A 20,086-nucleotide genomic window follows, 5' to 3' on the forward strand; every position below is an offset into this window, starting at 1 on the left:
GTCCGGATCCCGAACATTCGGGTCAGGGTATGGGCGAGGCAGCGGGCGGCGGACGATAGGGATCGGGTGCAGCCGTAAGGATCGAAGTAGAACGGGCAGTCGGTGAGCTGGGAAACGGGCATGGGACCCCTGCTTGGCGTGATCAAGCATGGGAACGCATCGAGCTATATAGTTTTCAGAACAAGGTCGAAATTACGGATCGTGGAAGGGGATACGGTAGTTCTCCCATCGGAACTCGCAATAGCGGCGGATGGCAATGCGGATCTGGATGCGGCGGACCCGGCCGAGCCGCTGTTTTTCCAGGTAGTCCACCGTGAACTTTTCAATATCGACCGGCAGGGTGCCATACTCCCGCTGTATCCGGAGGAGGTCCCGCACCAGGGCTCGCCGGTACTTCTCGCTGACATTCTGCTGCTGCAGCCAGGCCCGGTACTCCGCCAGGTGCGGGATCTCGCCGTCCATCAGCCCTCCACCGGCAATAGTTCCCGGACCGGTGCGATCGCCGTGGTCCCCAGGTAGAGCCCGGCCAGCCAGTCGGGGACCGTGACCCAGACTCGATCCCGGTGTTTGAAGAGGCTGATTCGCACCATCTCCGCTTCGCGGTCCAGGTGGGCGGTCCCGGTCTTCACGACGGGCCGCGTGGGCGTCAGTTCGCCAGGTTCCAGGAACTCCTCCCCCTCCTGGTAAAGATGAATCAAAAAACCGTCCCGCACCAGCCCGAGAACGTCGGCGGCGTCCAGGAGGTGGACCTCCTCCCCTTCCCAGGTGCGGCCCGGGTGCACGTGCAGCTCGAGGCGGCGCGGGTGGCCGGCCCGCACGTCCTCGCGGACGATATGCGGGTTCTCGAGCTCGCAGACCCGGCACTCCGGATGCACGTCCATTTTCGGGCAGGCGGTCCGGCAGAACCGCCGCTGGGCCTCGTTGAAGATCATCCAGATCCCTCCTGGACCCACGGCACGCTGCCCGGGCCGGCGTAGAAGTGCACCTCGAGCCCCTGCAGCATCGCCGCCCGGTATTCCCGTTGTGCCCCCAGGGAACGGTCCCACCCGGGCAGCATCAGGATCGCGTCCCCCATCTGGCGACGGAGCGGGCCAGGAGGACCAGGTCGCCCTCGATCCAGAAGTCCGCCTCGTAATCGCCGACGTGCTGGAACCCGCTGCAGTTCTTGTGCGGGCAGAGGGCGACCCAGCCTTTCTGCCAGGCCTCCAGGGCGGCCGCCGAGGCCTTCAGGATATTCCGCTCGATCCCGTGGACCGGGTCGGCGTCCTGGAAGGGTCCGGAGATGTAGAGGACCGGCCGGGTCACGCCGATCCCTCCTGCTCGGCATACCACCGTTCCCAGAGCTGGCGGTCCCGCCGCCGGGACCCCGTCGTCCGGAGACGAACCGGCCGGGGCGGGACTTCCTGGATCCCCTCAGTGAGGGGAGAGGGGGGCGCACCCCCTCCCCCTCGAGCCGCGGCGGACCCGGCCCGAGACCGTCTTCCGATCTCCTGGAGCCAGCACTGCAGATGATAGGCTTTCGTCTGGCCCGGGACCCGTGGGTCGGCGTTCTCGTGGACCACGGTCCCGTCAAGCGGGCGGGTGCAGGCCGCCGCGGAGCACCTCATTGACCGCACCTCCGCAGTTTTTCCGTCCGCCATTTCCGGCAGAGGCTCAGGAGGCACCGCAGGCCGAACCAGTTTGAATAGCCCCACCAGCAGCGGCCGTCGTCCATACGGTAGGTGCAGGTCACGGTCCCCCACCTCCGGAGATCTTGCGGGTCCCGCGACGGGCCTCGACGGGTGCCGCGGTCGGCGGCAGATCGAGGACCGCGATCGGGCACTCGTCGGGGACGATACAGTCGACTTCGATACTTCCCCAGGTCCGGACCGTGTAGACGCGGACCGCCTCGATCGTCGAGGGGGCCGAATGGTCGCGGGTTCCGCGGGGCGTGTCTACTCTGTGCATAGGATAACCTCCAGATGAAACGATGGTCGGGGGGCGATACTTCGAGTGGACTGGTGGGCCCGGGGTTTGCGGGGTTTGCCGGGGTTTGTGGAACCCCATTACCGGTAAATAGTATTTTCCGGATCATATTTTCCCTCCGGGGTAGGGGAGGGAAACCCCGGAAAACCCCGGTAACCCCGGAGAGATCCCGAGATCGGGCGACACAGTTTTCCTGCAGGGCAGGATGAAACCCCGGGAAACCCCGGGCGGCGACACAGTTTTCCTGCAGAGTGGAATGAAACTCCGGGAAACCCCGGGCCGACACACTTTTCCCGACGGGGTATTCAGAAACCCCGGGAAACCCCGGGTGCAGGGTCACGGGTCGCATGCGACCACCTGCCACTGCACGACCTTGCGGGTTTTGTCCTCGGTCCCCTTGACGACGGTCAGGCCGTTCGGGAACATCACCTTATTTTTCGAGCTGAGGGCTTTCCCGAGGGCTTTCGTGAAGCTCTTCTTCTTTGCCTCCCAGGCGTCCAGGAGTTCATCCGGGAGAACGTCCAGGAGACGGACCTCCTCGGCGAACTCGACGCGGACCGACGAGGCCTCGTTCAGCAGGTGCTGGTAGACGTCGGCCAGGATAACCGGCCGGTCCTTCCAGATGGCGTGCCATCGCTCGAGGAACCGTTCCCACTGGGGCGTGTCGATATCGGTTTCCTCGTACATCTCCTGCAGGTTGGCGAGGAACTTCGAGCGGCCGGCATGGACCAGGATCCCGCCGATGGTGTCCCGCCACCCCTCGAACCCACCGACGACGGGGATCCCCTTCGGTTTCGGGCAGCCGGCCTGGACCCAGGCGCGGGCGAGCGTGAGGATGGCGGCAAGGATGCGACCGCGGTTCTCCAGGACCCACCGTTTGATCTCGGGGTGCTTGAACCCCGTCCGCTGATAGGGTCGGGCGACGCGGGCGTCCAGGCGAATCCGGTAACATCGGCGAGGCATATCGCCGCCGAGCGGGATATTATTCCCCGTGCCGATCCAGACGGCCCGGGCGGGTGTCGAGATCATCTCGGTCCGCCCGAGGATCCGGTCCTCCCAGACGTCCGAGGTCAGCACGGAGTTCAGGGCGTCGGAGTCCAGCACACCTTTAATGTTGTCAACGACGACGATCGATCGGCCCTGGAACAGGATCGCGGTGATCGTCTTCTTCCACTCCTCCTCGGTCGTGGGCGCCGTCATCATCGCCGCCGGCCGGCCGGTGGCCACCAGGGCGATCACCTCGGCGGCCAGGGTGGCGCCGGTGCCGGCCTGAGGTTTATCGAAGAGGGCCATCGGGGCGTTCCCCGGGAACAGGGGCCGCAGGACGGCCGTCAGGAGGGCGGCGAGGCAGTTCGTCTTCGAGGCCTCGCCGTCGAACGGAAAATCGCAGAAGACCTCTTCCAGGAGGTCGACGGCGTTCTGCAGGTCCGCTTTAGAAGGCCGGGCGGGCACGGGCGCCAGGACCAGGCCGGGCGCCGGTGCATAATAGAGCTGAGTCGCCGGGTTGTATCCTGGTTCCGTCACCAGGGTATCGTCACGGAGGATTAAGGGGGCCTCGACGATCCCCTGCAGCGGCGGCAGCGGCCAGTCGTAGAGCTGCATGAAGTCCGTGACGACCCTCTCGGGCGGCGGGACCGGTACCTCTTCCCATTCCGGTTTCGCCCGGGTCCCGATATTCCGATATTTATAAAAATCGGCGCACCGTTCCAGCAGGTGAGTGACCATCGCCTCGGTCATAAACCGGATCGACGGGGTCCCCTTCTCGTCGTAGGTGATCCGGGTCAGGGCACCGGACCGCACGAATACCATGGGCGGACTGTTCGCCTGGACGACGGCCGTCAGGGCCATGTCGGTAAGGTCCCGCACCCGCATGTCGGAGACGCCGATCCGCCGGAGTTTCGCGATGCGGTCAGCCTCCTTCCGCCGCTCGATCTCGAGCCAGCGGCGGTGCACGCCGTCGCTCCGGACCTGTTCACGGACCCAGGCTTGCAGGTCGGGCAGGGCCAGCATATCGGCCCCGCGGGGCGGTTTGACCTCGAACTCTTTCTGCAGCCAGTCGATGAGGGCCCAGAGGTCCTCGATCGCCATATCGTCGACCCGTTCCAGGGGGACCAGGGACCAGGGTGTCTCGGGGACCGGGGCCGGGTCGGGCTCGGCGACCGTCTCGGGGACCGGGGCCGGGTCGGGCTCGGCCGTCAGGCCTTCGAACGCCTGCCAGAGGTCCCAGACCTCCCGCGGGGGCCGGCCGGCCGGGCGCTCCAGCCAGACCAGGGCGGTCCATTCGTCGGGCGTCAGGTCCGGCCGGCGCCGCTGCAGGTCCTCCAGGAGGGGCCGGAGCGGCTCGAGAACGTCCTGGTGGATCGCCGCGAGAGCGGCCGGGACAGGGTCCCGGGACGGTGCCGGCGTTCTATCGTTGCAGGGTATTGCATCGTTGCACGCCGCTGCACCGGGGGCCGCCCGGATACGGTGCCCTTTCTTCCCCGCCGCCTGCAGGATCGTCTCGAGCTCCCGGTAGGTGACCATCTCCCCGTTGTACGACGTCTTTCCGTCCGGGTTGACGTCCCAGACCGACCCGTCAGCGTCGCGGTGCAGGATGGCGGCCACCTCCGTCTTTGCACGTGCAGGATCCGGCGCCGCATGCATGGCACGGGTTCACCGGCTGCAGGTCCCGGGGCCGGATATCCCGCGGGATCTCCCGCCCCGCCAGGCAGACCCGCACGTCCCAGGTCGACGCGAGCGCCGCCTGGAACCGGTCGGGGTCCGGGGTGCCGATCTGCAGCCTCCAGACCGCCCCCTCGATCGATCCGCTCCACGGGCGGCAGCCGGGCTGGTTCATGCCGGCACCTCTTCGCCGTCGGTTGGACAGGTCCGGGCCGTCACCTTCCAGACGTCTCCGTTCCGGTGGCTGGTCGACCACTTCACCACGACGAGCTCGCCCTCCGGATCCATCGAGAGGTCCCGGAACGCCATCCCGATCTGGTAGGGGACGAGCCCGATCGACGGTGCGATCTCGCCCGACTTGAAGTAGGTCTCGCCCCGCTGCACCGCTGCCCGGAGGTAGGCGAGGACGGCGTTTTTGTTCGCCTGCCGCCGCGAGGTCCCTTTCATCCGGACCCCCCCTTCGGGCACCCGTTCGGGTTGTACCGGGGGATCCGGCCGGTCACCCGGCAGCGGTATCCGAACGCGCCCGGCACCAGGACCAGGTCGGGGCACCCCCTCGCCTTGCACTTCCGGGTGGTCATCTGCCGGCTCATCCCGTCACGCTCCCGGGGGTGGTTTTCGGGGGTCTGGCGATCGGGCCCCCTTCACCGTGTGATTTTACAGGAGTGGGGGGTCGGGTCCCGGTTCCTATATTTTTCCGCATGCACGGGGACCCTGCACGCGACGTTTGCGGGCGACGGTCCTTCCGCCTATAGGGCATGGACGGGTAGAGCGGACAGGTGGGATCCCCGCAGTCCCCGATCCCGTCGACGTAACCGGTCATGCACTCGTAACACTTCGCCAGGCACCGCTGCCGGTAGGACAGGTGCAGGCCTTTCAGGTGGCCGATATACTCCTGCCGGCCCTGGGCCCGCTTGCCGTGCTTCCGGACCTCCCGGAGGATCTCTTCGGGCGTCATGCAGCTATCCTCCGCATGAAATAGAGGATCGCGCCGCCGAGGCACCCGGCCAGGATCGCGTACAGGGTGACCATGAAGAGGAGGATCCAGAACTCGGTGTTCACTTGACCGCCTCCACGAGGCATTTCGGCACGCCAATCTCCGTCACCTTCAGCCCCGAGATCCAGTAGTTGTGCACCAGCTTCAGGGTGATGCGGTCCTTCGTGTCGTTCGTGACCAGCATGCTCTTGCCGTAGAGGACCGCCATGTTCAGGCAGTCCAGGTAAATCTGCTCGGCCGTCGTGCCCGTCCGGAACGTCGTCCGGACCTCCTCGGACGCCAGCTGGAACCGCTCCACGGCGTCGCGGTAGAGGACGGCCCGTTTCCCGACGAGCCGGGGGTTCTTCCCGATCTCCATATCAGACCGCCCCCTTCTTCGGGCATTCCAGCGGGATCTCCCGGATATTCGAGAGACTCCGGCGGGCCAGCCGGCACCAGGGCTGCAGTTTCGAGATCGTCGGGTGGACCTTCACGAACTCGCAGCCCCGGCAGGTCGCTTCGGATGGAATGAACGCCATCAGGATCCCCCCGGGACGACGACCCGCCCCTCGGCGAACCCGCAGGCCGGGCAGGGTTTCACCTTGCGGAACCGCTCCAGGAGCAGCCGGCACCCGCTATCCATCTGGGACAGGTAGGCCTCGAGCCGCTCGCAGGTGTAGGTCTCCCCGCAGCGGCAGCGGACCGTCACCCGGCGCCCGGCGTAGGCCTTCGGGTGGTTGTCCAGGGTCTCCGCCTCCGCGAGGAACGCCTTCTGCTCCGCCGTGAGGATCGCGTCCATCCGGTTGCCCGGCCGCTGCGCCAGTTCCCAGAGGGCCCGGACCGAGACCGCGGTCATGGGGATCCCCCCGGCCCCTGCACGGCCTTCGTCAGTTTCTGCAGGTTCTTGTTGATCTCTTTCAGGATGTCGGCGACGTAGTGCATGCCGTCGGTGACGGCGATCGTGTCCTCGACCCGTTTCAGATCCTGCCGGTGCTGATCCTCGATGGTGTCCAGCTGGCGGCGGATCTCCGCCTCCTGGTTCTCGACCCATTTCCGGAGGGCCTGGTCGCCGGAGACGAGCTGCTGCAGGATCTCGGGGGGCGGGTGGTCGTGCTGCTCCAGCCGCTCGGAAAATTTCACGAGCTGCCTGGTGAGCATCCCGATATCGTATCGGGCATCCTTGATCTGTTCCTCCAGGGCATCCTGCCGCATCTGGAGAGGGGCGACGGCCGCCCGGACCTCCGCCTCCAGGCATCGGACCAGGCGGTCCTCGGGGCCATCGGCATCGGGGATCCCGCCGCTCCGGTGGTCGTAGGTCACAGGTTCGGAGGGGGTGCTCGTCGGCACCTCCTCCTCCGCCACCGGAGGGGCACCGGTGGGGGCCCGGTGGTCCTCCTGGAGGGTCTCGGAGCGCGTAGATCCGATCGCGGAGCGCGGGCAGAGCCCGATCACGGTTTCCCAGTGGTGGATCTTCTCCTCCTCTTCGGGGGATGGGGGTCGGCCCTCCTTCGCCAGGCGTTTCCGGATATTCGTCAGCTGCCGGCGGGCGATGGATTCCGGCGAGTTCGTGGACCCGCGGGGTCGACCACGTGGCATCAGGCCTTCACCCCCTGGACCTCGTTCAGGCACTCTTTACAGAGCGTCTTCCCGGCGAACAGCTGGGAGATCGTCTTCTGGCCGGCGGTCACGCCCGCCTGGCAGTTCTCGCACTGGGCGACCGCGGGACCGAGCTCGGGGGCCTTTTTCCCGTTCCCATTATCCGGTTTCGGCGCCGGAGCCGCCATCTTCGTCTCCATACCGTGGATCGGGCCGTCCTTGACGACCGCCTTCTTCTTGGGAGGGATATTGGCCGTCGCCGTATCGATCTGCTCCGGCGTGACATCCTTCGGCTGGAATTTCTTCTCGAGCTGGCCTTCCGAGATCCCGAAGAGGCCGGCCACTTTCTTCCGGATCGTCTCCTGGACGTGCGGATCTTTTGCCCCCGCAGCGATCGCCAGCAAGCTCGAGGCCGCCAGCGCCGCCACCTCGACTGCATCCTCCGGCGTCTCGATATCGGCCCGATAGTCGAACCGCAGATTTTCGTAATTTTCGAGGTTTACGGTCAGGCCGAGGACCAGTTCTTTCGGTTTCGCGGCCATCAGCCTTCACGCTCCAGGTGCACCTGGACGTCCATCGGGGAGAACTCGCACCCGGCGTTCCGGGCATACCGGATAAAGGCCTGGCTCGGATAGAAGAACCGGCAGCGGTGGACGTTCGGGCAGCCAGGGTTCCGGCATACGTAGGATCCCTGCTCTTCTGTCAGCATGCTTTCCCGGGGCAGGTCGAGGTCGGTCATCCCTGATGCACCTCCTGATCGCCTTTCGTATTCTCATGGGGATCCCCCCGCGATCGACTTCTGGAAATTCGCCTCGGTCTTCTCCAGAAAGAACAGGTGGCTCTGGACGTGACCCAGGATCTCCTCCCGCTTGGGTTCGGGCAGGATGGCCGGGTGCTTCAGCAATTTCAGCTGGAACTGCCCCAGGTGTAGGATCGCCGCTTTCAGGTCGGCGGCAGCGTTCACCTGGAGGAGGGCCTCGACGGTCTTCGGGTCGAGGGTGATGCCGGGCATGCCCGACGGGTAAAATCGATAGGGTTCGGACTTCATGCTCGTATCTCACAGTTCATACGTGGTCGGAAAACAGCCGCAGCGGAAGGGAAAAGGTATATGAGCGATCGCCGCTCTATACCCGGTGCCAGAGTGTTGGATGGGGCCCCTGCTTGGCGGCTGCGGTCCCCGCCTCTGGCGTCGAGATCGGTTTTCCCGTATCAGTCGGCCTCCGCCAGTTCTGCCGTATAGTCCTCATCATCCCACGCATCGTCGGGGTTCGCGGCCTCGCCGGAGACCGTGAGCGCGAGCGATTCGTTGTTCCCGATGTTGATGAGCGCCGACCAGGATACGGATTTTGAGGAGGTCATTCTGTCGCCTCCGGGCGCTCGTACTCAACCGTCGCACCGAGATCCTTGCACTCGGCGAGGTAGAGCCCCTCGTCCTCCTGGGTGATCTGCCCCTTGACGGTGAGGGTCATCTCAGCTCACCTTCCCGATATCCACCCGGTCGCACCCGGGGCACCCGTACCGCTGCGCTTGGATGGCCTGGCGCCTCGTGAAGAACCTCCACCCGCACTGGCGGCAGTAGAAGAGCGCCTTCGGCCGGTGCTGCAGGCCGTCGTCCTCCTGGTCGTGCTCGACCGCGCGCTCGTGAAAACCCGCGAAAGTTTTATCCATCAAAACCGATTTCTTTGAACTCTCCTCGCTGACTACGCTTCTGCTTTCGTGCATGTTGACATCTCCTCTCGATCGACAATCTTCCACTTTCCACGGCGTTCCATGATCTCGCCGATACCCGCGTACATCGGGTCTCTCTCCAGGGCCTCCACCGCATCGCGGGGGACGCGCTTCGGTTGGTTCATACTTTCGCTTCCTCCGGCACATCGTCTATACTCGTCACGCCATACTGCGCACCGAGCGTCCGGATTGCGGTGCGAAGGGCATCGCTGTCGGACATAAAAATGCCCTTGTCGACGAGTTTTTGCAAGATTTTCCTGTCTCCAGCGGAGAGCTGGACAGTAAATCTTGTCACTTCATCTTTTGCCATATGAGACAATAATCTCATAGTTGTCTCATAATATAAATCTACCGATAGTAGTCAGAAAGTGATAATATAATAATCAGATAATAATCATATTATAGCTGAAAATAAGCTAGACGTCGTAGTAGACCCAAAAGTCAAAGCAAAGATTCAGGAACTCGTGGATGCTGGAGAATATGCATCATTATCTGAGTTCTTGAGACAGGCCGTATTCCACGAGTTGCATGCTCAGGAGTTCAAACAAACCCAAAAAGATGCCTTGAAAGAATTGCTCTTCTCCGATGAAGGCAGGGAAATTATCCGGATCGTCATGGAGCAGGAGCATGCGTATCATGCCCCCGGGGAGGAGAAGGAAAAAGGCAGGAAGTAACTTTCGCACCGCTCACGCCGAAGCCATAAGTATTGCGTTGACCCACATCTCCCTATGGATGATAGGCGCTCCCCTGCATGCTTGCTCAAGGACGAAGAGGTCATCGTCTGGATCCGGCAGGTTATCCGGGATATCCTGCAGGAGAGGGAAGCGATAAAACCAACCGAATAAATCTATTTTTATAAAAATAATTAATTCTGTTCGCCCCTCTTCTTCAGCGCCTCCGCGATCCGCCGGTCGATGAGATCCTGCAGCGCTTCCGGATCGTTCACGACATCCTGTTTCAGCTCGCCCTCCTCTGCCACCGCCTCATCCGACAGGCCACGCCCGCAGACATCGCAAAACCGGGCCTGTGGCCGGTTGGGCGTATGGCAGTTCGGGCACGGCACCGGGGCGAGGGGGTTCGCGACCGCGGTCACCTTCTTCCTCTGGATTCCCTGCCGCTCCAACATCTCCGCGTCGATATCGTCCTCGCCCAGGCTCACGTAGGTCTCCAGCATCTTCGTATTCAGGTTGTTCCACATCGTCTTCTTGATCACGCTCTCCTGGTAGTTCTGCGCAATCATGTGCGTGATCCGCGAATGCCGGAAGAGGTGCGGCGTGAGCCGCTTCGTGATCCCGGCATCTTTCTTCAGGCGCTCAAGAAGCCGGATGATCGTGATGTACTCCACCGGGGATTTGTCCTGGAGGTTCGTGAACATCGGTGCGTCCGGCGACGCGTCCGGACAGTCGGCCTTCCAGGTCGCGAGGTAGGCTCGAGCCATCGTCAGCCGGGCATATCGTTTCTTGTCTTCCTTTCGGTCGTCCAGGTAGAGTTTCACGCCGTACGGGTCGAAGGTCGCGTCTTTCCAGCGCAGCCGTCCCAACTCTGATATCCTGCAGCCGGATTCGTAGAGCAGTGAGACGACCGCCCGGTCCCGCGAGTACTTGCAGGCCTCGATGAGTTTCTGGATCTCTTCCACGCTCCAGAGGTCCTCGGGCTCGGTCGTATTGACATCCACCCCGGGCCCCGTGAGTTTCTTCACTTTCTTCTCAGGGAGAGCACTGTACTCATTCTCGATCAACCAGAGCAGGTACGGTTTCACGATCTGGACGTAAGTGTGAATTGTGTTCTGAGTGTACGGTTTGCCCTGCAGGTTCCGGTACTCCTTCAGACCATTGATCGCCGCGAAGACATCCCCCATACCTGCCTCCGAGTAGGGTCGGGTCAAAAATCTGCGGAAATTCACCAGGATGGAAGTGATCTTGTTCACCCGAAGGAGCTGGATGTGGTCGTTCGCCTTCTTCTCTTCGAGGTATTCGCGGATCAGGCTCTCGTCCTGGGCAGTGATCGTCTCCTCCCGGATCCCCTTGCGGAGAGTCGCCTCCCACCCGTACTTCTCGGCGTTGGGGTAAAATGCCAGTTCATCCATGACTATGACTACCCCCGCCATACTAAAAAAGGCTTCTAATCTGACGAGTCTTAAGCCCGGCGAAGGCTCTTTTCTAGTCAGGTCTAAAGCCTTTTTGCGATCGCGTCCAAATTTCAGGTTTGATTTATTATCTCTTGTGCCTCGACTACCCTCGAGGTCCCGTAACTGCCATCTACCCAAGACTTCCAAAAGCATCTCCGACTGCATAGGATACCAGTGCGAGCACCGCAGTGACGACAAAATCGGAGACCTGTTGAGTTGCCTCGTTAATCGGAGCGCCCCACGCGATCGTCGGCATGATCAAAAAGATGAAGCCCATGAGACCGATCGCCCCGGCCGCATCCACCCCCAGTTTTATCTTGGAATCCCCCGGGCGGATTCAGGACGAAGTGTTCGAATCCGTCAGGAAAAAGAGAATTAGTCGGGCGGGTCTAGCAGGATCACCGCGACCCGGCCCGAGTCTCTTCGATCTTCAGTTTGGCTTTCATCCCTCATTCCTCGCCGGGATCTGCGCCCGTCCTCCAGCCGAAGCACGAGTTCGTTGATGGCGTTGACCCACATCTCCCTATGGATGATAGGCGCTCCCCTGCATGCTTGCTCAAGGACGAAGAGGTCATCGTCTGGATCCGGCAGGTTAGGGGAGGAGTTCCTGGAACCTGGCGAACTGACGCCCACGCGGCCCGTCGTGAAGACCGGGACCGCCCACCTGGACCGCGAAGCGGAGATGGGGCAGAGGCCGAACCGCACGATTCGGCCCCGCTCAACGGAGCTCGTCCGCATGCAGACCTTTGTCATGCCTGCGTATTGGGCTCGGTAGTACCAACAGTCGTTTCCCATGCTATCGTTCCTCTACCAGCCTGCGGATCTCGTCCTGCGGCGATAGGGCCGCCGGATCTGGGCAATGCTCGTCACACGAGTAGATGAGGCGGCCGGATACCCCGACCCCTCGGCACTCGATTTCCCACGTCGCCGGACGGTGGCAACCCTTGGTATCGCAGGTTTCGCAGACGCACCCCTCTAACGCGATCGTTTCGTGGATCAACTCATGCACCCGGAGCAGCCCATCCCAATCTACGTTGAGCCGGGACCCGGATCCGTCCGAGTATGTGTGCTGGATGCGGTATAGAGCCCGCTCCGGCGGGGCGTCAGCCGCGCCCGCCTTGATGATCTCAAACATCTCATCCATGTTGTCACCTACGCACAAAACTACAACCTCGCCTCTTCCACCGTGTCCGGCTCCGGGCACCAGACCTGCGTGAGGTCCGCGAGCTCCTCAGCGTAGTCCTCCGCGACCGTCGCCTCGCGCCACCCGTGACCGCCGGGGAGGTGGTCGTCGTAGATGTCCAGCCGCAGGTCGACGGCAGTCTCGGCCGGGATATCGAGCGGCATGAGGGTCACCATGCGCCCGTCCTCCAGCCGAAGCACGAGTTCGTTGATGACGATCCGGCCGCTCTCCTCGACGAGCACCATCGCAGATGAGACGGTCGCGTGCTCAAGGTCGTCGCGGATGATCCTCTCCAGGCGGCGGCAGGCGTCGCCGGTGAGCGTTGTAGGGGGGGTTCGTGTTTCCATTTCTCTCACCTCACGGGTCGATCCTCACAACCTTGACCCTCTTGTTTGCCCACTCCAGCGGCAGGTAGAGTGTCGCGCTGCTCTGCCCGGAGTAGTGCCGCGGGACGCGCTCCAGGGCCTCGTAGCCTACGATCTCGTAGCGGTCTGGACGCGGGATCTCCTCCCCAGTCTCCAAGTCACATACTGAGACGGTCTGCTCGTATGGTGCCTCCATGAGTTTGATCAACTTTTCCGACGCTGCCCCATCTACAGTGTACCGGGAGTGGGTAGTAGTTACCGTTTTGCGGGTTGTCATTTTATCACCCTCAAAAGTTACTGCTGTGGATGCTTGTCCGCCCACTGTAAGTAGACCTCGATGCCATCGGGGATGCCCTTGAGCCGCGGGCCATCGCAAGTCATAATCGCGGGATACTGCTTGCAGACCACGCATATCCCAGGCATCTCGCGCCCGGTGCGCTCTTTGTAGAGTCGCTCCATCTCGGGGGTCACAAAGTAACACTCCGCCACCGGGAACCGGGGGATCTTCACAAGCTTTTCTGCGGCGACCGCCTCCCGGATCTCCGGGCTGAACTTAGTCAGGATCTTCTGCATCTCTTACACCTCTTGCAATACATATATTATACGTATTGGTATATATATCTATCGCACAAAGGATAGATCGAGGTAACCATTCCTTGACCTGATCCTTCAAGGGATGCCTGCACACCTTCCCGACGAGCTACTCGAACCTCCTGGCCATGTGGACCGTGGCCGCCCGAAAGGCCGGCTATGCCGGGACGGACCCGAGCACCGGGAGAGCGCTCTACCATATCCACTCGCTACGGAAGTTCTTCCGGACGCGGCTGGGGCGGTACGACGAGGTGGAGATGCTGATGGGCCACGAGGGCGGCTACCTGAGCAGCGCCTACGTGCGGCTGACCGAAGACGACCTGGCGCGGTTCTACCGGGCGAACCAGCACCGGCTGTACATCGAGCGGCCGGTCGTCCTGGAGGATGCGGCGGCGCAGGAGCAGCTGGAACGGCAGGAGCAGCAGATCCAGGAGATGCAGGCGCGGTTCGACGAGATGTTTGCCCGCCTGCAGGCCTCGAACGCGGAGCAGATCGCGGCGCTGCGGCAAGAGATGCGGAAGCGGTGACACCATGGCAAAAACTATTTCTATCGCTCCCGCCAGTTCTCCTTCATGAAAAGACTCGCATTCCTGCTCATCCTCGCCGCCCTGCTCGTGGCAGCGAGCGGGTGCACCTCCCGCACGCAGTACGAATATACCGGTGGATCCACCACGCCCACGACCTCGACCTCAGGCCAGTACCAGGTCGGCGACATCGTCCAGGCAGCCGTCGGCGATCCGAGCATGGCGATGATCGTTCTTGCTGATACCGGCACCGGGTATCGGGTCCAGACCGTCTACCGGCCGGACGCCTCGAGCGCCTGGGTGCGGGTCGCCGGGCGAGTCGATACGTTCAGCTACCAGGCCGTCGAGACCGGCCTCCCGAACGTCGTCGGGCACGCCGATCCGGATATCCTCGCAGAGATCGCCGACCCGTCGCCGCCCCCGATCACCACGCCGCCGGCCGTCAGCGGGCGGGACCGCCTCCAGATCCTGGATCACGAGTTCGATGTCGGCACCTCGGGTTATTTCGTCTACGTCCTCGGGACTGCGAAGAATGTCGGATCGGATCGCATCACCGCCGGATCGGTCGAGGCCAAATTCTACGATTCTAATGGCAACCTGGTCGGGAACGGCGCGGACTTCATCCGGAACCTGGACCCGGGGGAGACCTGGTCGTTCGAGATCCGGTATTACGACCCATATAATGAGGTAGAATCGTATAAACTCGGCGTCGGTCCGACGTATTAATCCTCCCTGAAAAGAGGAAATCGGGGACCTGTCACCAGGAGGCCGGGAACCCCCAGACCGGGGTGATAGTCCCGCTGTAGATCCGGAAGTTCCGCACGAAGGCGCCATAATCCACATACGATCCCCGTTTTGCGCAGAGGGCGACCGTCCGCCCCTGGCCGACGTTCGGGATGTCCTCCGTGAACGTCTGGTATACCTCGCCGTATACCGATCGCTCGGTCCCGACCGCGACCCCGTTATAATAGATCCGGGCGTATCCCCGGTCGTTGGCATCTCCCCCCCGCAGGTCGAACCGAACCCGCAGCGTGGACGTCTGCACCAGCCAGTCGGGAAGAACGAACGATTTAAGCACCGTATAATAGTCGTTCGAGGTCATGACCTGGGCATCGTCGCTGAACCGCAGCGTATCCCCCGCGACCGTGGTCGCGAAACTCGGGACCTGCCCGTCCTTGATCAGGGCTCCGTCGATCGTCACCCCGCCGCCGGGCGTCACCTCCCCGATCGTGTCCGTCTTCATCGCCAGCGCCGGCAGGACCGACGCCAGCACCCGACCGTCTAACAGCCGGTCGGCGGGCATCGTCGTCTGCCCGACCTCTACGAGCGCGATCGCGATCGGGACCGTGTTCGCCGGTATCGCCGGGACCCGCCGGGTCTCCGTGCCTTTCGTCACCGTCACCGTGCCGGCGTTATTCACGCCGATCAGGTCGTATCGGTCGAACGTCGCCGCGTCGAGCGTCTTCGTCTGCAGGTAGACCGGTACCGCGGTCCCGCCGACCGTCACGGTCCCCGCGCCCACCGTCACCTGCCGCGCCGTCCCACTACCCGAGGGGGTGCAGCCGGCTACCACGGCCGACCCTTCGGGCCACAGCTGCATCAGCGCCGTCACCATCGCCCCGAACAGGGCGTCCCCGTCCTGAAACGTCTTCATGTCTTGTTCCTCAGTCTGACGAGAATCTCGTATTCGACTTCGATCAGGGAGGTCTTCGTGAGCGCCGCGTGCGTTCGCCGCTCCGTGACCGTCGACCCCGATTTCAGGCCGACTTCGGTCAGGACCTGCCCGTTGTTCTCGGTCGTCAGCAGCCGGCCGCGGGCGACGAACTCGCCCGTCCCGGCGTCGAACGTCGTGGCGTCTTTCTCCGCCACCTGGTTCTGCAGGGCCGTATCCGCGACGGACTCCGGCGTCGTGCCGGTGCCGATCACGACTTTCGCGATCGCGTCCCGGATCCGGTCCCGGTACAGGTTTAACCCTTGATTGACTGTTACCACGTTAGATCACCCGTTCCCGCGCTCCCGCGTCGCCGAGCGCCCCGCCGCCGATCGCGGTGTCGCCCAGGGCGCCGGCACTCGTGGCCGCCGGGTCCCCGCAGAGGAATACCGCCGCCAGCACGCGGGTAATGTAGACGGCGAGTTCCGTCTCGATCTCGAGCTCGGTCTCCAGGCCCACGACCTCCAGGAGCGTCGCGTCGAGGTCCGCCGCCCGGGCGTCGATGCGGGAGACCTCGTCGGAGATCTCCACGAGCACGTCGACCACGCCTTCGGCGTTCTCCGCCAGCCGGACGGCCGTCTCCCCGTCCGGCCAGAAATATTCGATCTGGGCCACCCGGAACTCGCCGTCGACCTGCTGGTCCTCGACCTCCACCCGGCAGACGTCGCCCGGTCGGACGGCGAAGGCGTTCCAGGTGCGGAGCTCGCCCGTCCGGATCGACCGTTTCTCGTCGAGGATCTGCCGGGCTTTCGCCCGGGCCGCGTCTTCGGTCGCGATCTCGGGGTAGACCCGGGTGATCTCGATCACCACCGGCCTCGGTGAGCCGAACCGTTCCTGGAGGACCAGCTGGGCCTTCTTGTCCTGCACCGCGATCGCGCCCGTGTCCGGATACTCGCCGTAGTAGAGGGTGACGCGGTTGACCTGGGCCCGGGCATCTTCGTCGAACTCCGCCTCGTAGTAGTCGCCTTCCGGAAAGTCCCGGGGCGACCGGTTCACCGACCGCGGGCGGAAGAAGAACGTGCCGGTATCGTCCGCCCCGAACTCTTCGTCCGCCGACAGGGCAGCGAGTTCCGCGATCACCTCGTCGAGCGGCGTGCCTTTCCATTCCCGGGTGAAGGTGACATCGTTCACCACCTGGACCGCGGAGGGGTTCCAGGCGAGCGGGGTATAGGTCTCGATCAGGTACTGGAGTGCTGCCGAGACGGTCGACCCGGCGAACCCGTAATAGACGATCCGTTTTTTGAGCCAGAAGTCGAAGCTGAGCAGCTCCAGCGTCGTCGTGTCCGCGTCGGTCTTCGGGTCGATCACGAACCCGCCGAACCGGAGGAGGAACGGGTCGGCGCCCGTCTCCGAACAGTAGAGAAGGATCGGCGTCCCCGGCGGCGACGCAGCCGCGATCGAGCCGTCCGGGTCGGCGACCAGCACCGCAGCGGTCCGGGCGAACCGGTTGAAGGCGTCCCGGACCCGGACCTCCAGGATGTCGAGCGGTGTCGGCAGGTCGCCGTGCAGGGCCACCCAGTCGTCGACATACAGCTCCACGCTCCACCCCGTCTCCAGGATGGCCAGCGGCGGCAGGAACGCATACCGCTGCATGGCATCGGCCAGGGTGCGGTAGTTCGCGAAGACCCGGTCGATCACGGGCGTCCACGCCACGCATTCGTCCGTCGTGAACCGTTCGATCCGGAACTCGGCGATCCGGCCGCCGAAGTACTGGTCCGACCAGTGCCCGATCTCGAACGGTTTGGCCGTACCGGTAGTATAGTCCTGATATACGGTTTTTTTCCTCTTCCCCTGGCACCAGGCGTCTGAACTCACGTCGTACGAAGGATCGTACAGGATATCGAGCGCGACATGGAGCCAGCGGTCGAACTCCGCATAGCCCGAATCGAACGTATAATCGTAGGGCGCCCCGCCGCCGTGCTGGGCCAGGAACTGCCCGGGGACTCCGTCGACGGTCCGGAGACCGAACTCCTGGCCGGCCGCTTCCGTCCCGCACTCGAACAGCCCGCCGCCGTTCGCCAGGGCCGGATAGGCCCATAGATGGACGGACGTGTTGTTGATGCCGTCGATCCCGAGGTCGACCGTCGATTTACCGGTCGAGATCTTCGCGTCCGTGCCGTTGAAGTGCAGGCATTTCCCGAACGGCCCGTCGACCGTCTCGACGTTGTGCAGGGTCCCGTCGTTCCCGTTCGCGGTCGAATCTTTCACCAGCCCGCCGTCCGCCTTCATGTGCCAGACGGCCTCGTACCGGCTGACCGGCCAGACCGCCTGCCCCGGGATGCTCCCGATCGCGCCGACGTAGGTATCGTTATCGGCGTGGTCCGGGTCGTAGTAGAAGTATAGCGGAGTATCCCCGGCCGCGGAGATATAGGGGACCTTCACGAAGAACAGGGCGAATCCGGTCGACGGGTCCCATTCGGTGACTTCGACGGGGCAGGGCGTCCCGTCCGCCGTGGCGACGGCCATCTTCTTCCAGCGGGTCCCGAGCGTCGTCATGACCGGCCGGAGGTCCGCGCCGGTCTGCCCGCTTGACGCCCGCAGGATCACCGCGATCGGGAACTCGGTTATGTCTTCCCAGAGCGTGCCGTAGCCGTCGATCCCGATCACGAGTTTCGGGAACCCCCAGCCGACTTCGTACCGGTCGGCCACCTCCAGGGCCATGAACTGGGTCCAGATCGTGTGCCACTGCGAACTCCCGACGCCGCCGACGTAGGTATCGTTATCGGCGTGGTCCGGGTCGTAGTAGAGATACAGGACCGTATCCTCGGTCGCCGAGACCGCCGGCACGTTCACGTATACGATCCCGTGCCCGGTGGACGGGTCCCATTCCGCCACCCCCACGTAGCAGTGCATGCCGTCCGCCGTGGCGATCGCCAGCTTCTTCCAGTTCGACCCGATCGCCGTCACCAGGATCCCGAGGTCCCGCCCGAGCCCGAGACCGGTCGTGGACAGGACCACTTTCAGGGGGACGATCGTGCTATCTTCGTCGACCTGGGTATGGTCGATCGTGATCTTCGCTTTCGGAAACCCCCAGCCGGTCACCGGTTCGGTCGGCGGCGGTCCGACGACCGCCACCGCGTGCAGTTCGCCGCCGTCGATCCAGCTGGCATACAGGCCCGGCGTGACGGTGCACTGTCCTTTATAGTTCCAGCCCCACGCCACGACCAACCGGTCCTCTTTGATTGCCAGGGAATGATAGGACCCGGCGGCGATATGGACCGCGACGAGGTCCGGGGGCACGTTGCATTGCCCGTCGAGGTTCGACCCCCAGGCGACCACCGACCCGTCCGCCTTGAGCGCCAGGGAATGGTTCACCCCGGCGGCGACCTGGACGGCGATCAGGCCGTCCGGGACGTCGCACTGGCCGCTGCTGTTGTCTCCCCAGGCGACCACGGTCCCGTCTTCCCGGATGGCGAGGGAATGGTAGTCCCCCGCGGCGATCCGGATCGCTACCAGGCCCGGGGGCACGTTGCACTGCCCGTCGGCATTGTTCCCCCAGGCGACGACGGACCCGTCCGCCCGGAGGGCGATCGAGTGCCACATGCCGCCGTCGACCTGGGTCGCGACCAGACCCGGCGGCACGTCGCACTGGGCGTCGTAGTTCTGGCCCCAGGCGAGAACCGTCCCGTCTTCCCGGAGGGCCAGGGAGTGATAGGCGCCGGCGGCGACCTGGACGGCGATCAGGCCGTCCGGGACGTCGCACTGCCCGTCGTCGTTCTGGCCCCAGGCGACTACCGTCCCGTTCGACCGCAGCGCCAGGGTATGGTAGCTGCCAGACGCGATCTGGACCGCGATCAGGTCTTCGGGAACGTCCCGCTGCCCGTCTTCGTTGTCGCCCCAGACGACCACCCGGGCCGGCGGGACCGTCCCGACGCCCATCTTCACCAGGTCGGCGGTGTAGGCGACCAGGGTATCGGTCAGGGCGGCGTTCGTGGCGGCGATCCAGGCGGGATTTGCAGACGGGGTGTCGCTGAGCACATGCAATGCCGCCATGTCCCCGTAGAAATATCGATTCATCGCCCCGATTTCAAACTTGTAATCGATGGGGCATATTGACGTTATTAGAGCCCCGTCCGATGCTCGCGTCTGTTTCTGCCCGTCGATATACAGATCGGGATGATTGCCGGCCGCCCACAAGACCGCGAGAGTATGCCACGTATTGTCCAAGACGACGTTAGGCCAGGCCCAAACGGAATATGTTGGATTGGTTTGCGACGCTGCAAACCGGATCGTCCCCACCGGGCCGCTGATCTCAAAGAACCAAGCCAGGTTACTAATACCTCCAGACCAGACCGCTGCAAGTCCCAGCCGGTCGGTGTGATCGGGGGTCTTGAAGTAAACCTGTACCAAGAGATTGTTCGTCACGCCCGTCAGGCCAGTGTGCGGATACACCTCTATTTTATCGTCAATGTCATCGTACGACAGGCACCGCCCGAGCGGCCCCTGTGTGACCGTCGCCCCGTAGATCGTACCGTGGTTCGCGTTCGCGGTTGAGTCCAGCACCAGACCTCCAGATGGCTTCATGTGCCAGACGCCCGCGTAGCCATTGCTCCAGACGGCCCGCCCCGGGATGCTCCCGATCGCGCCGACGTAGGTATCGTTATCGGCGTGGTCCGGGTCGTAGTAGAGATACAGGACCGTATCCTCGGTCGCCGAGA

Annotated in this window: 30 protein-coding genes; 3 read left to right on the forward strand and 27 right to left on the reverse strand. The window is 63.7% G+C overall.

What is annotated here, in order from left to right:
* Nucleotides 1–192: 192 nt before the first annotated feature.
* The 19 genes from QMC96_12145 to QMC96_12235 form a co-directional block, all read right to left on the reverse strand.
* Entirely contained in the window at nt 193–462 is a 270-nt protein-coding gene (locus QMC96_12145) for a hypothetical protein (GenBank protein MDI6877507.1), read from the reverse strand.
* A complete protein-coding gene (locus QMC96_12150; protein ID MDI6877508.1) occupies nt 462–932 on the reverse strand; it encodes a hypothetical protein in 471 nt (156 codons plus the stop codon). Before QMC96_12150 ends, QMC96_12145 begins: the two co-directional genes overlap by 1 nt.
* 124 nt (nt 933–1,056) lie before the next feature.
* Nucleotides 1,057–1,305, reverse strand: coding sequence for a hypothetical protein (locus QMC96_12155; protein MDI6877509.1), 249 nt, complete (start codon nt 1,303–1,305; stop codon nt 1,057–1,059).
* A 423-nt stretch (nt 1,306–1,728) separates the two neighbouring features.
* Nucleotides 1,729–1,947, reverse strand: coding sequence for a hypothetical protein (locus tag QMC96_12160; protein MDI6877510.1), 219 nt, complete (start codon nt 1,945–1,947; stop codon nt 1,729–1,731).
* A gap of 354 nt (nt 1,948–2,301) precedes the next feature.
* Nucleotides 2,302–4,569 (reverse strand): hypothetical protein, encoded by a 2,268-nt coding sequence (locus tag QMC96_12165; protein MDI6877511.1) that lies wholly within the window; start codon nt 4,567–4,569, stop codon nt 2,302–2,304.
* A complete protein-coding gene (locus QMC96_12170) occupies nt 4,541–4,801 on the reverse strand; it encodes a hypothetical protein (GenBank protein ID MDI6877512.1) in 261 nt (86 codons plus the stop codon). Before QMC96_12170 ends, QMC96_12165 begins: the two co-directional genes overlap by 29 nt.
* Nucleotides 4,798–5,073 (reverse strand): hypothetical protein, encoded by a 276-nt coding sequence (locus QMC96_12175; GenBank protein MDI6877513.1) that lies wholly within the window; start codon nt 5,071–5,073, stop codon nt 4,798–4,800. The genes QMC96_12170 and QMC96_12175 overlap by 4 nt, the downstream gene beginning before the upstream one ends.
* Nucleotides 5,070–5,219: a hypothetical protein gene (locus QMC96_12180; protein ID MDI6877514.1), complete on the reverse strand. Its 150-nt coding sequence runs from the start codon at nt 5,217–5,219 to the stop codon at nt 5,070–5,072. Before QMC96_12180 ends, QMC96_12175 begins: the two co-directional genes overlap by 4 nt.
* A 465-nt stretch (nt 5,220–5,684) precedes the next feature.
* A complete protein-coding gene (locus QMC96_12185) occupies nt 5,685–5,981 on the reverse strand; it encodes a hypothetical protein (GenBank protein ID MDI6877515.1) in 297 nt (98 codons plus the stop codon).
* 1 nt (nt 5,982) lies between these two features.
* Nucleotides 5,983–6,141 carry a hypothetical protein gene (locus tag QMC96_12190; protein MDI6877516.1) on the reverse strand — a complete coding sequence of 53 codons (159 nt, stop codon included), beginning with the start codon at nt 6,139–6,141 and terminating at the stop codon, nt 5,983–5,985.
* Entirely contained in the window at nt 6,141–6,458 is a 318-nt protein-coding gene (locus QMC96_12195) for a hypothetical protein (protein ID MDI6877517.1), read from the reverse strand. Before QMC96_12195 ends, QMC96_12190 begins: the two co-directional genes overlap by 1 nt.
* Nucleotides 6,455–7,198, reverse strand: coding sequence for a hypothetical protein (locus QMC96_12200; GenBank protein ID MDI6877518.1), 744 nt, complete (start codon nt 7,196–7,198; stop codon nt 6,455–6,457). The genes QMC96_12195 and QMC96_12200 overlap by 4 nt, the downstream gene beginning before the upstream one ends.
* A complete protein-coding gene (locus QMC96_12205; GenBank protein ID MDI6877519.1) occupies nt 7,198–7,740 on the reverse strand; it encodes a hypothetical protein in 543 nt (180 codons plus the stop codon). Before QMC96_12205 ends, QMC96_12200 begins: the two co-directional genes overlap by 1 nt.
* The gene (locus QMC96_12210; GenBank protein MDI6877520.1) at nt 7,740–7,937 is read right to left on the reverse strand and encodes a hypothetical protein; all 198 of its coding nucleotides are present in this window, start codon (nt 7,935–7,937) and stop codon (nt 7,740–7,742) included. Before QMC96_12210 ends, QMC96_12205 begins: the two co-directional genes overlap by 1 nt.
* 33 nt (nt 7,938–7,970) lie before the next feature.
* Nucleotides 7,971–8,246 carry a hypothetical protein gene (locus QMC96_12215; GenBank protein ID MDI6877521.1) on the reverse strand — a complete coding sequence of 92 codons (276 nt, stop codon included), beginning with the start codon at nt 8,244–8,246 and terminating at the stop codon, nt 7,971–7,973.
* 161 nt (nt 8,247–8,407) lie between these two features.
* Nucleotides 8,408–8,557 carry a hypothetical protein gene (locus tag QMC96_12220; protein ID MDI6877522.1) on the reverse strand — a complete coding sequence of 50 codons (150 nt, stop codon included), beginning with the start codon at nt 8,555–8,557 and terminating at the stop codon, nt 8,408–8,410.
* A 111-nt stretch (nt 8,558–8,668) separates the two neighbouring features.
* Nucleotides 8,669–8,866, reverse strand: a complete 198-nt coding sequence (locus QMC96_12225; protein ID MDI6877523.1) for a hypothetical protein — start codon at nt 8,864–8,866, stop codon at nt 8,669–8,671.
* Nucleotides 8,867–8,898: 32 nt separating this feature from the next.
* Nucleotides 8,899–9,051, reverse strand: a complete 153-nt coding sequence (locus QMC96_12230) for a hypothetical protein (protein ID MDI6877524.1) — start codon at nt 9,049–9,051, stop codon at nt 8,899–8,901.
* Nucleotides 9,048–9,236, reverse strand: a complete 189-nt coding sequence (locus QMC96_12235) for a hypothetical protein (GenBank protein ID MDI6877525.1) — start codon at nt 9,234–9,236, stop codon at nt 9,048–9,050. The genes QMC96_12230 and QMC96_12235 overlap by 4 nt, the downstream gene beginning before the upstream one ends.
* Nucleotides 9,237–9,327: 91 nt before the next feature.
* On the opposite strand from QMC96_12235, the gene QMC96_12240 reads away from it, so the two are divergent.
* The gene (locus tag QMC96_12240) at nt 9,328–9,600 is read left to right on the forward strand and encodes a ribbon-helix-helix protein, CopG family (GenBank protein ID MDI6877526.1); all 273 of its coding nucleotides are present in this window, start codon (nt 9,328–9,330) and stop codon (nt 9,598–9,600) included.
* 191 nt (nt 9,601–9,791) lie between these two features.
* On the opposite strand, the gene QMC96_12245 is transcribed toward QMC96_12240, so the two are convergent.
* The 5 genes from QMC96_12245 to QMC96_12265 form a co-directional block, all read right to left on the reverse strand.
* Nucleotides 9,792–11,012, reverse strand: coding sequence for a tyrosine-type recombinase/integrase (locus QMC96_12245; protein ID MDI6877527.1), 1,221 nt, complete (start codon nt 11,010–11,012; stop codon nt 9,792–9,794).
* 838 nt (nt 11,013–11,850) lie between these two features.
* Nucleotides 11,851–12,198: a hypothetical protein gene (locus QMC96_12250; GenBank protein MDI6877528.1), complete on the reverse strand. Its 348-nt coding sequence runs from the start codon at nt 12,196–12,198 to the stop codon at nt 11,851–11,853.
* Between the two features lie 20 nt (nt 12,199–12,218).
* The gene (locus tag QMC96_12255; protein MDI6877529.1) at nt 12,219–12,584 is read right to left on the reverse strand and encodes a hypothetical protein; all 366 of its coding nucleotides are present in this window, start codon (nt 12,582–12,584) and stop codon (nt 12,219–12,221) included.
* Between the two features lie 10 nt (nt 12,585–12,594).
* On the reverse strand, nt 12,595–12,879 hold the full coding sequence (locus QMC96_12260; protein MDI6877530.1) for a DUF2080 family transposase-associated protein: 285 nt from the start codon (nt 12,877–12,879) through the stop codon (nt 12,595–12,597).
* A 17-nt stretch (nt 12,880–12,896) separates the two neighbouring features.
* Entirely contained in the window at nt 12,897–13,175 is a 279-nt protein-coding gene (locus QMC96_12265; GenBank protein ID MDI6877531.1) for a hypothetical protein, read from the reverse strand.
* 155 nt (nt 13,176–13,330) lie between these two features.
* Here QMC96_12265 and QMC96_12270 point away from each other — a divergent pair, with 155 nt between their 5' ends.
* The gene (locus QMC96_12270; protein MDI6877532.1) at nt 13,331–13,720 is read left to right on the forward strand and encodes a hypothetical protein; all 390 of its coding nucleotides are present in this window, start codon (nt 13,331–13,333) and stop codon (nt 13,718–13,720) included.
* A 45-nt stretch (nt 13,721–13,765) separates the two neighbouring features.
* Nucleotides 13,766–14,443 (forward strand): FxLYD domain-containing protein, encoded by a 678-nt coding sequence (locus tag QMC96_12275; protein ID MDI6877533.1) that lies wholly within the window; start codon nt 13,766–13,768, stop codon nt 14,441–14,443.
* A gap of 31 nt (nt 14,444–14,474) precedes the next feature.
* Here the strand turns inward: QMC96_12275 and QMC96_12280 are convergent, their stop codons facing one another.
* From QMC96_12280 to QMC96_12290, 3 genes are all read right to left on the reverse strand, one after another.
* Entirely contained in the window at nt 14,475–15,371 is an 897-nt protein-coding gene (locus QMC96_12280; protein ID MDI6877534.1) for a hypothetical protein, read from the reverse strand.
* Complete coding sequence (locus QMC96_12285; GenBank protein MDI6877535.1) at nt 15,368–15,709, reverse strand: hypothetical protein; 342 nt, start codon at nt 15,707–15,709, stop codon at nt 15,368–15,370. The genes QMC96_12280 and QMC96_12285 overlap by 4 nt, the downstream gene beginning before the upstream one ends.
* Before the next feature lies 1 nt (nt 15,710).
* The coding region (locus QMC96_12290; GenBank protein ID MDI6877536.1) for a hypothetical protein at nt 15,711–20,086 on the reverse strand (4,376 nt) is incomplete at its 5' end.

This window comes from Methanomicrobiales archaeon (assembly GCA_030019205.1).
Classification (GTDB): domain Archaea; phylum Halobacteriota; class Methanomicrobia; order Methanomicrobiales; family JACTUA01; genus JASEFH01.

Bases quoted from the DNA above. Each gene is read 5' to 3' on its own strand.
- QMC96_12230 (MDI6877524.1), bottom strand. From the start codon at position 9,051: ATGAACCAACCGAAGCGCGTCCCCCGCGATGCGGTGGAGGCCCTGGAG.
- QMC96_12170 (MDI6877512.1), bottom strand. From the start codon at position 4,801: ATGAACCAGCCCGGCTGCCGCCCGTGGAGCGGATCGATCGAGGGGGCG.
- QMC96_12215 (MDI6877521.1), bottom strand. From the start codon at position 8,246: ATGAAGTCCGAACCCTATCGATTTTACCCGTCGGGCATGCCCGGCATC.
- QMC96_12280 (MDI6877534.1), bottom strand. From the start codon at position 15,371: ATGAAGACGTTTCAGGACGGGGACGCCCTGTTCGGGGCGATGGTGACG.
- QMC96_12150 (MDI6877508.1), bottom strand. From the start codon at position 932: ATGATCTTCAACGAGGCCCAGCGGCGGTTCTGCCGGACCGCCTGCCCG.
- QMC96_12200 (MDI6877518.1), bottom strand. From the start codon at position 7,198: ATGCCACGTGGTCGACCCCGCGGGTCCACGAACTCGCCGGAATCCATC.
- QMC96_12180 (MDI6877514.1), bottom strand. From the start codon at position 5,219: ATGAGCCGGCAGATGACCACCCGGAAGTGCAAGGCGAGGGGGTGCCCC.
- QMC96_12190 (MDI6877516.1), bottom strand. From the start codon at position 6,141: ATGGCGTTCATTCCATCCGAAGCGACCTGCCGGGGCTGCGAGTTCGTG.
- QMC96_12210 (MDI6877520.1), bottom strand. From the start codon at position 7,937: ATGACCGACCTCGACCTGCCCCGGGAAAGCATGCTGACAGAAGAGCAG.
- QMC96_12250 (MDI6877528.1), bottom strand. From the start codon at position 12,198: ATGGATGAGATGTTTGAGATCATCAAGGCGGGCGCGGCTGACGCCCCG.
- QMC96_12260 (MDI6877530.1), bottom strand. From the start codon at position 12,879: ATGACAACCCGCAAAACGGTAACTACTACCCACTCCCGGTACACTGTA.
- QMC96_12235 (MDI6877525.1), bottom strand. From the start codon at position 9,236: ATGGCAAAAGATGAAGTGACAAGATTTACTGTCCAGCTCTCCGCTGGA.
- QMC96_12145 (MDI6877507.1), bottom strand. From the start codon at position 462: ATGGACGGCGAGATCCCGCACCTGGCGGAGTACCGGGCCTGGCTGCAG.
- QMC96_12205 (MDI6877519.1), bottom strand. From the start codon at position 7,740: ATGGCCGCGAAACCGAAAGAACTGGTCCTCGGCCTGACCGTAAACCTC.
- QMC96_12275 (MDI6877533.1), top strand. From the start codon at position 13,766: ATGAAAAGACTCGCATTCCTGCTCATCCTCGCCGCCCTGCTCGTGGCA.
- QMC96_12185 (MDI6877515.1), bottom strand. From the start codon at position 5,981: ATGGAGATCGGGAAGAACCCCCGGCTCGTCGGGAAACGGGCCGTCCTC.
- QMC96_12265 (MDI6877531.1), bottom strand. From the start codon at position 13,175: ATGCAGAAGATCCTGACTAAGTTCAGCCCGGAGATCCGGGAGGCGGTC.
- QMC96_12255 (MDI6877529.1), bottom strand. From the start codon at position 12,584: ATGGAAACACGAACCCCCCCTACAACGCTCACCGGCGACGCCTGCCGC.
- QMC96_12245 (MDI6877527.1), bottom strand. From the start codon at position 11,012: ATGGATGAACTGGCATTTTACCCCAACGCCGAGAAGTACGGGTGGGAG.
- QMC96_12175 (MDI6877513.1), bottom strand. From the start codon at position 5,073: ATGAAAGGGACCTCGCGGCGGCAGGCGAACAAAAACGCCGTCCTCGCC.
- QMC96_12160 (MDI6877510.1), bottom strand. From the start codon at position 1,947: ATGCACAGAGTAGACACGCCCCGCGGAACCCGCGACCATTCGGCCCCC.
- QMC96_12195 (MDI6877517.1), bottom strand. From the start codon at position 6,458: ATGACCGCGGTCTCGGTCCGGGCCCTCTGGGAACTGGCGCAGCGGCCG.
- QMC96_12220 (MDI6877522.1), bottom strand. From the start codon at position 8,557: ATGACCTCCTCAAAATCCGTATCCTGGTCGGCGCTCATCAACATCGGG.
- QMC96_12225 (MDI6877523.1), bottom strand. From the start codon at position 8,866: ATGGATAAAACTTTCGCGGGTTTTCACGAGCGCGCGGTCGAGCACGAC.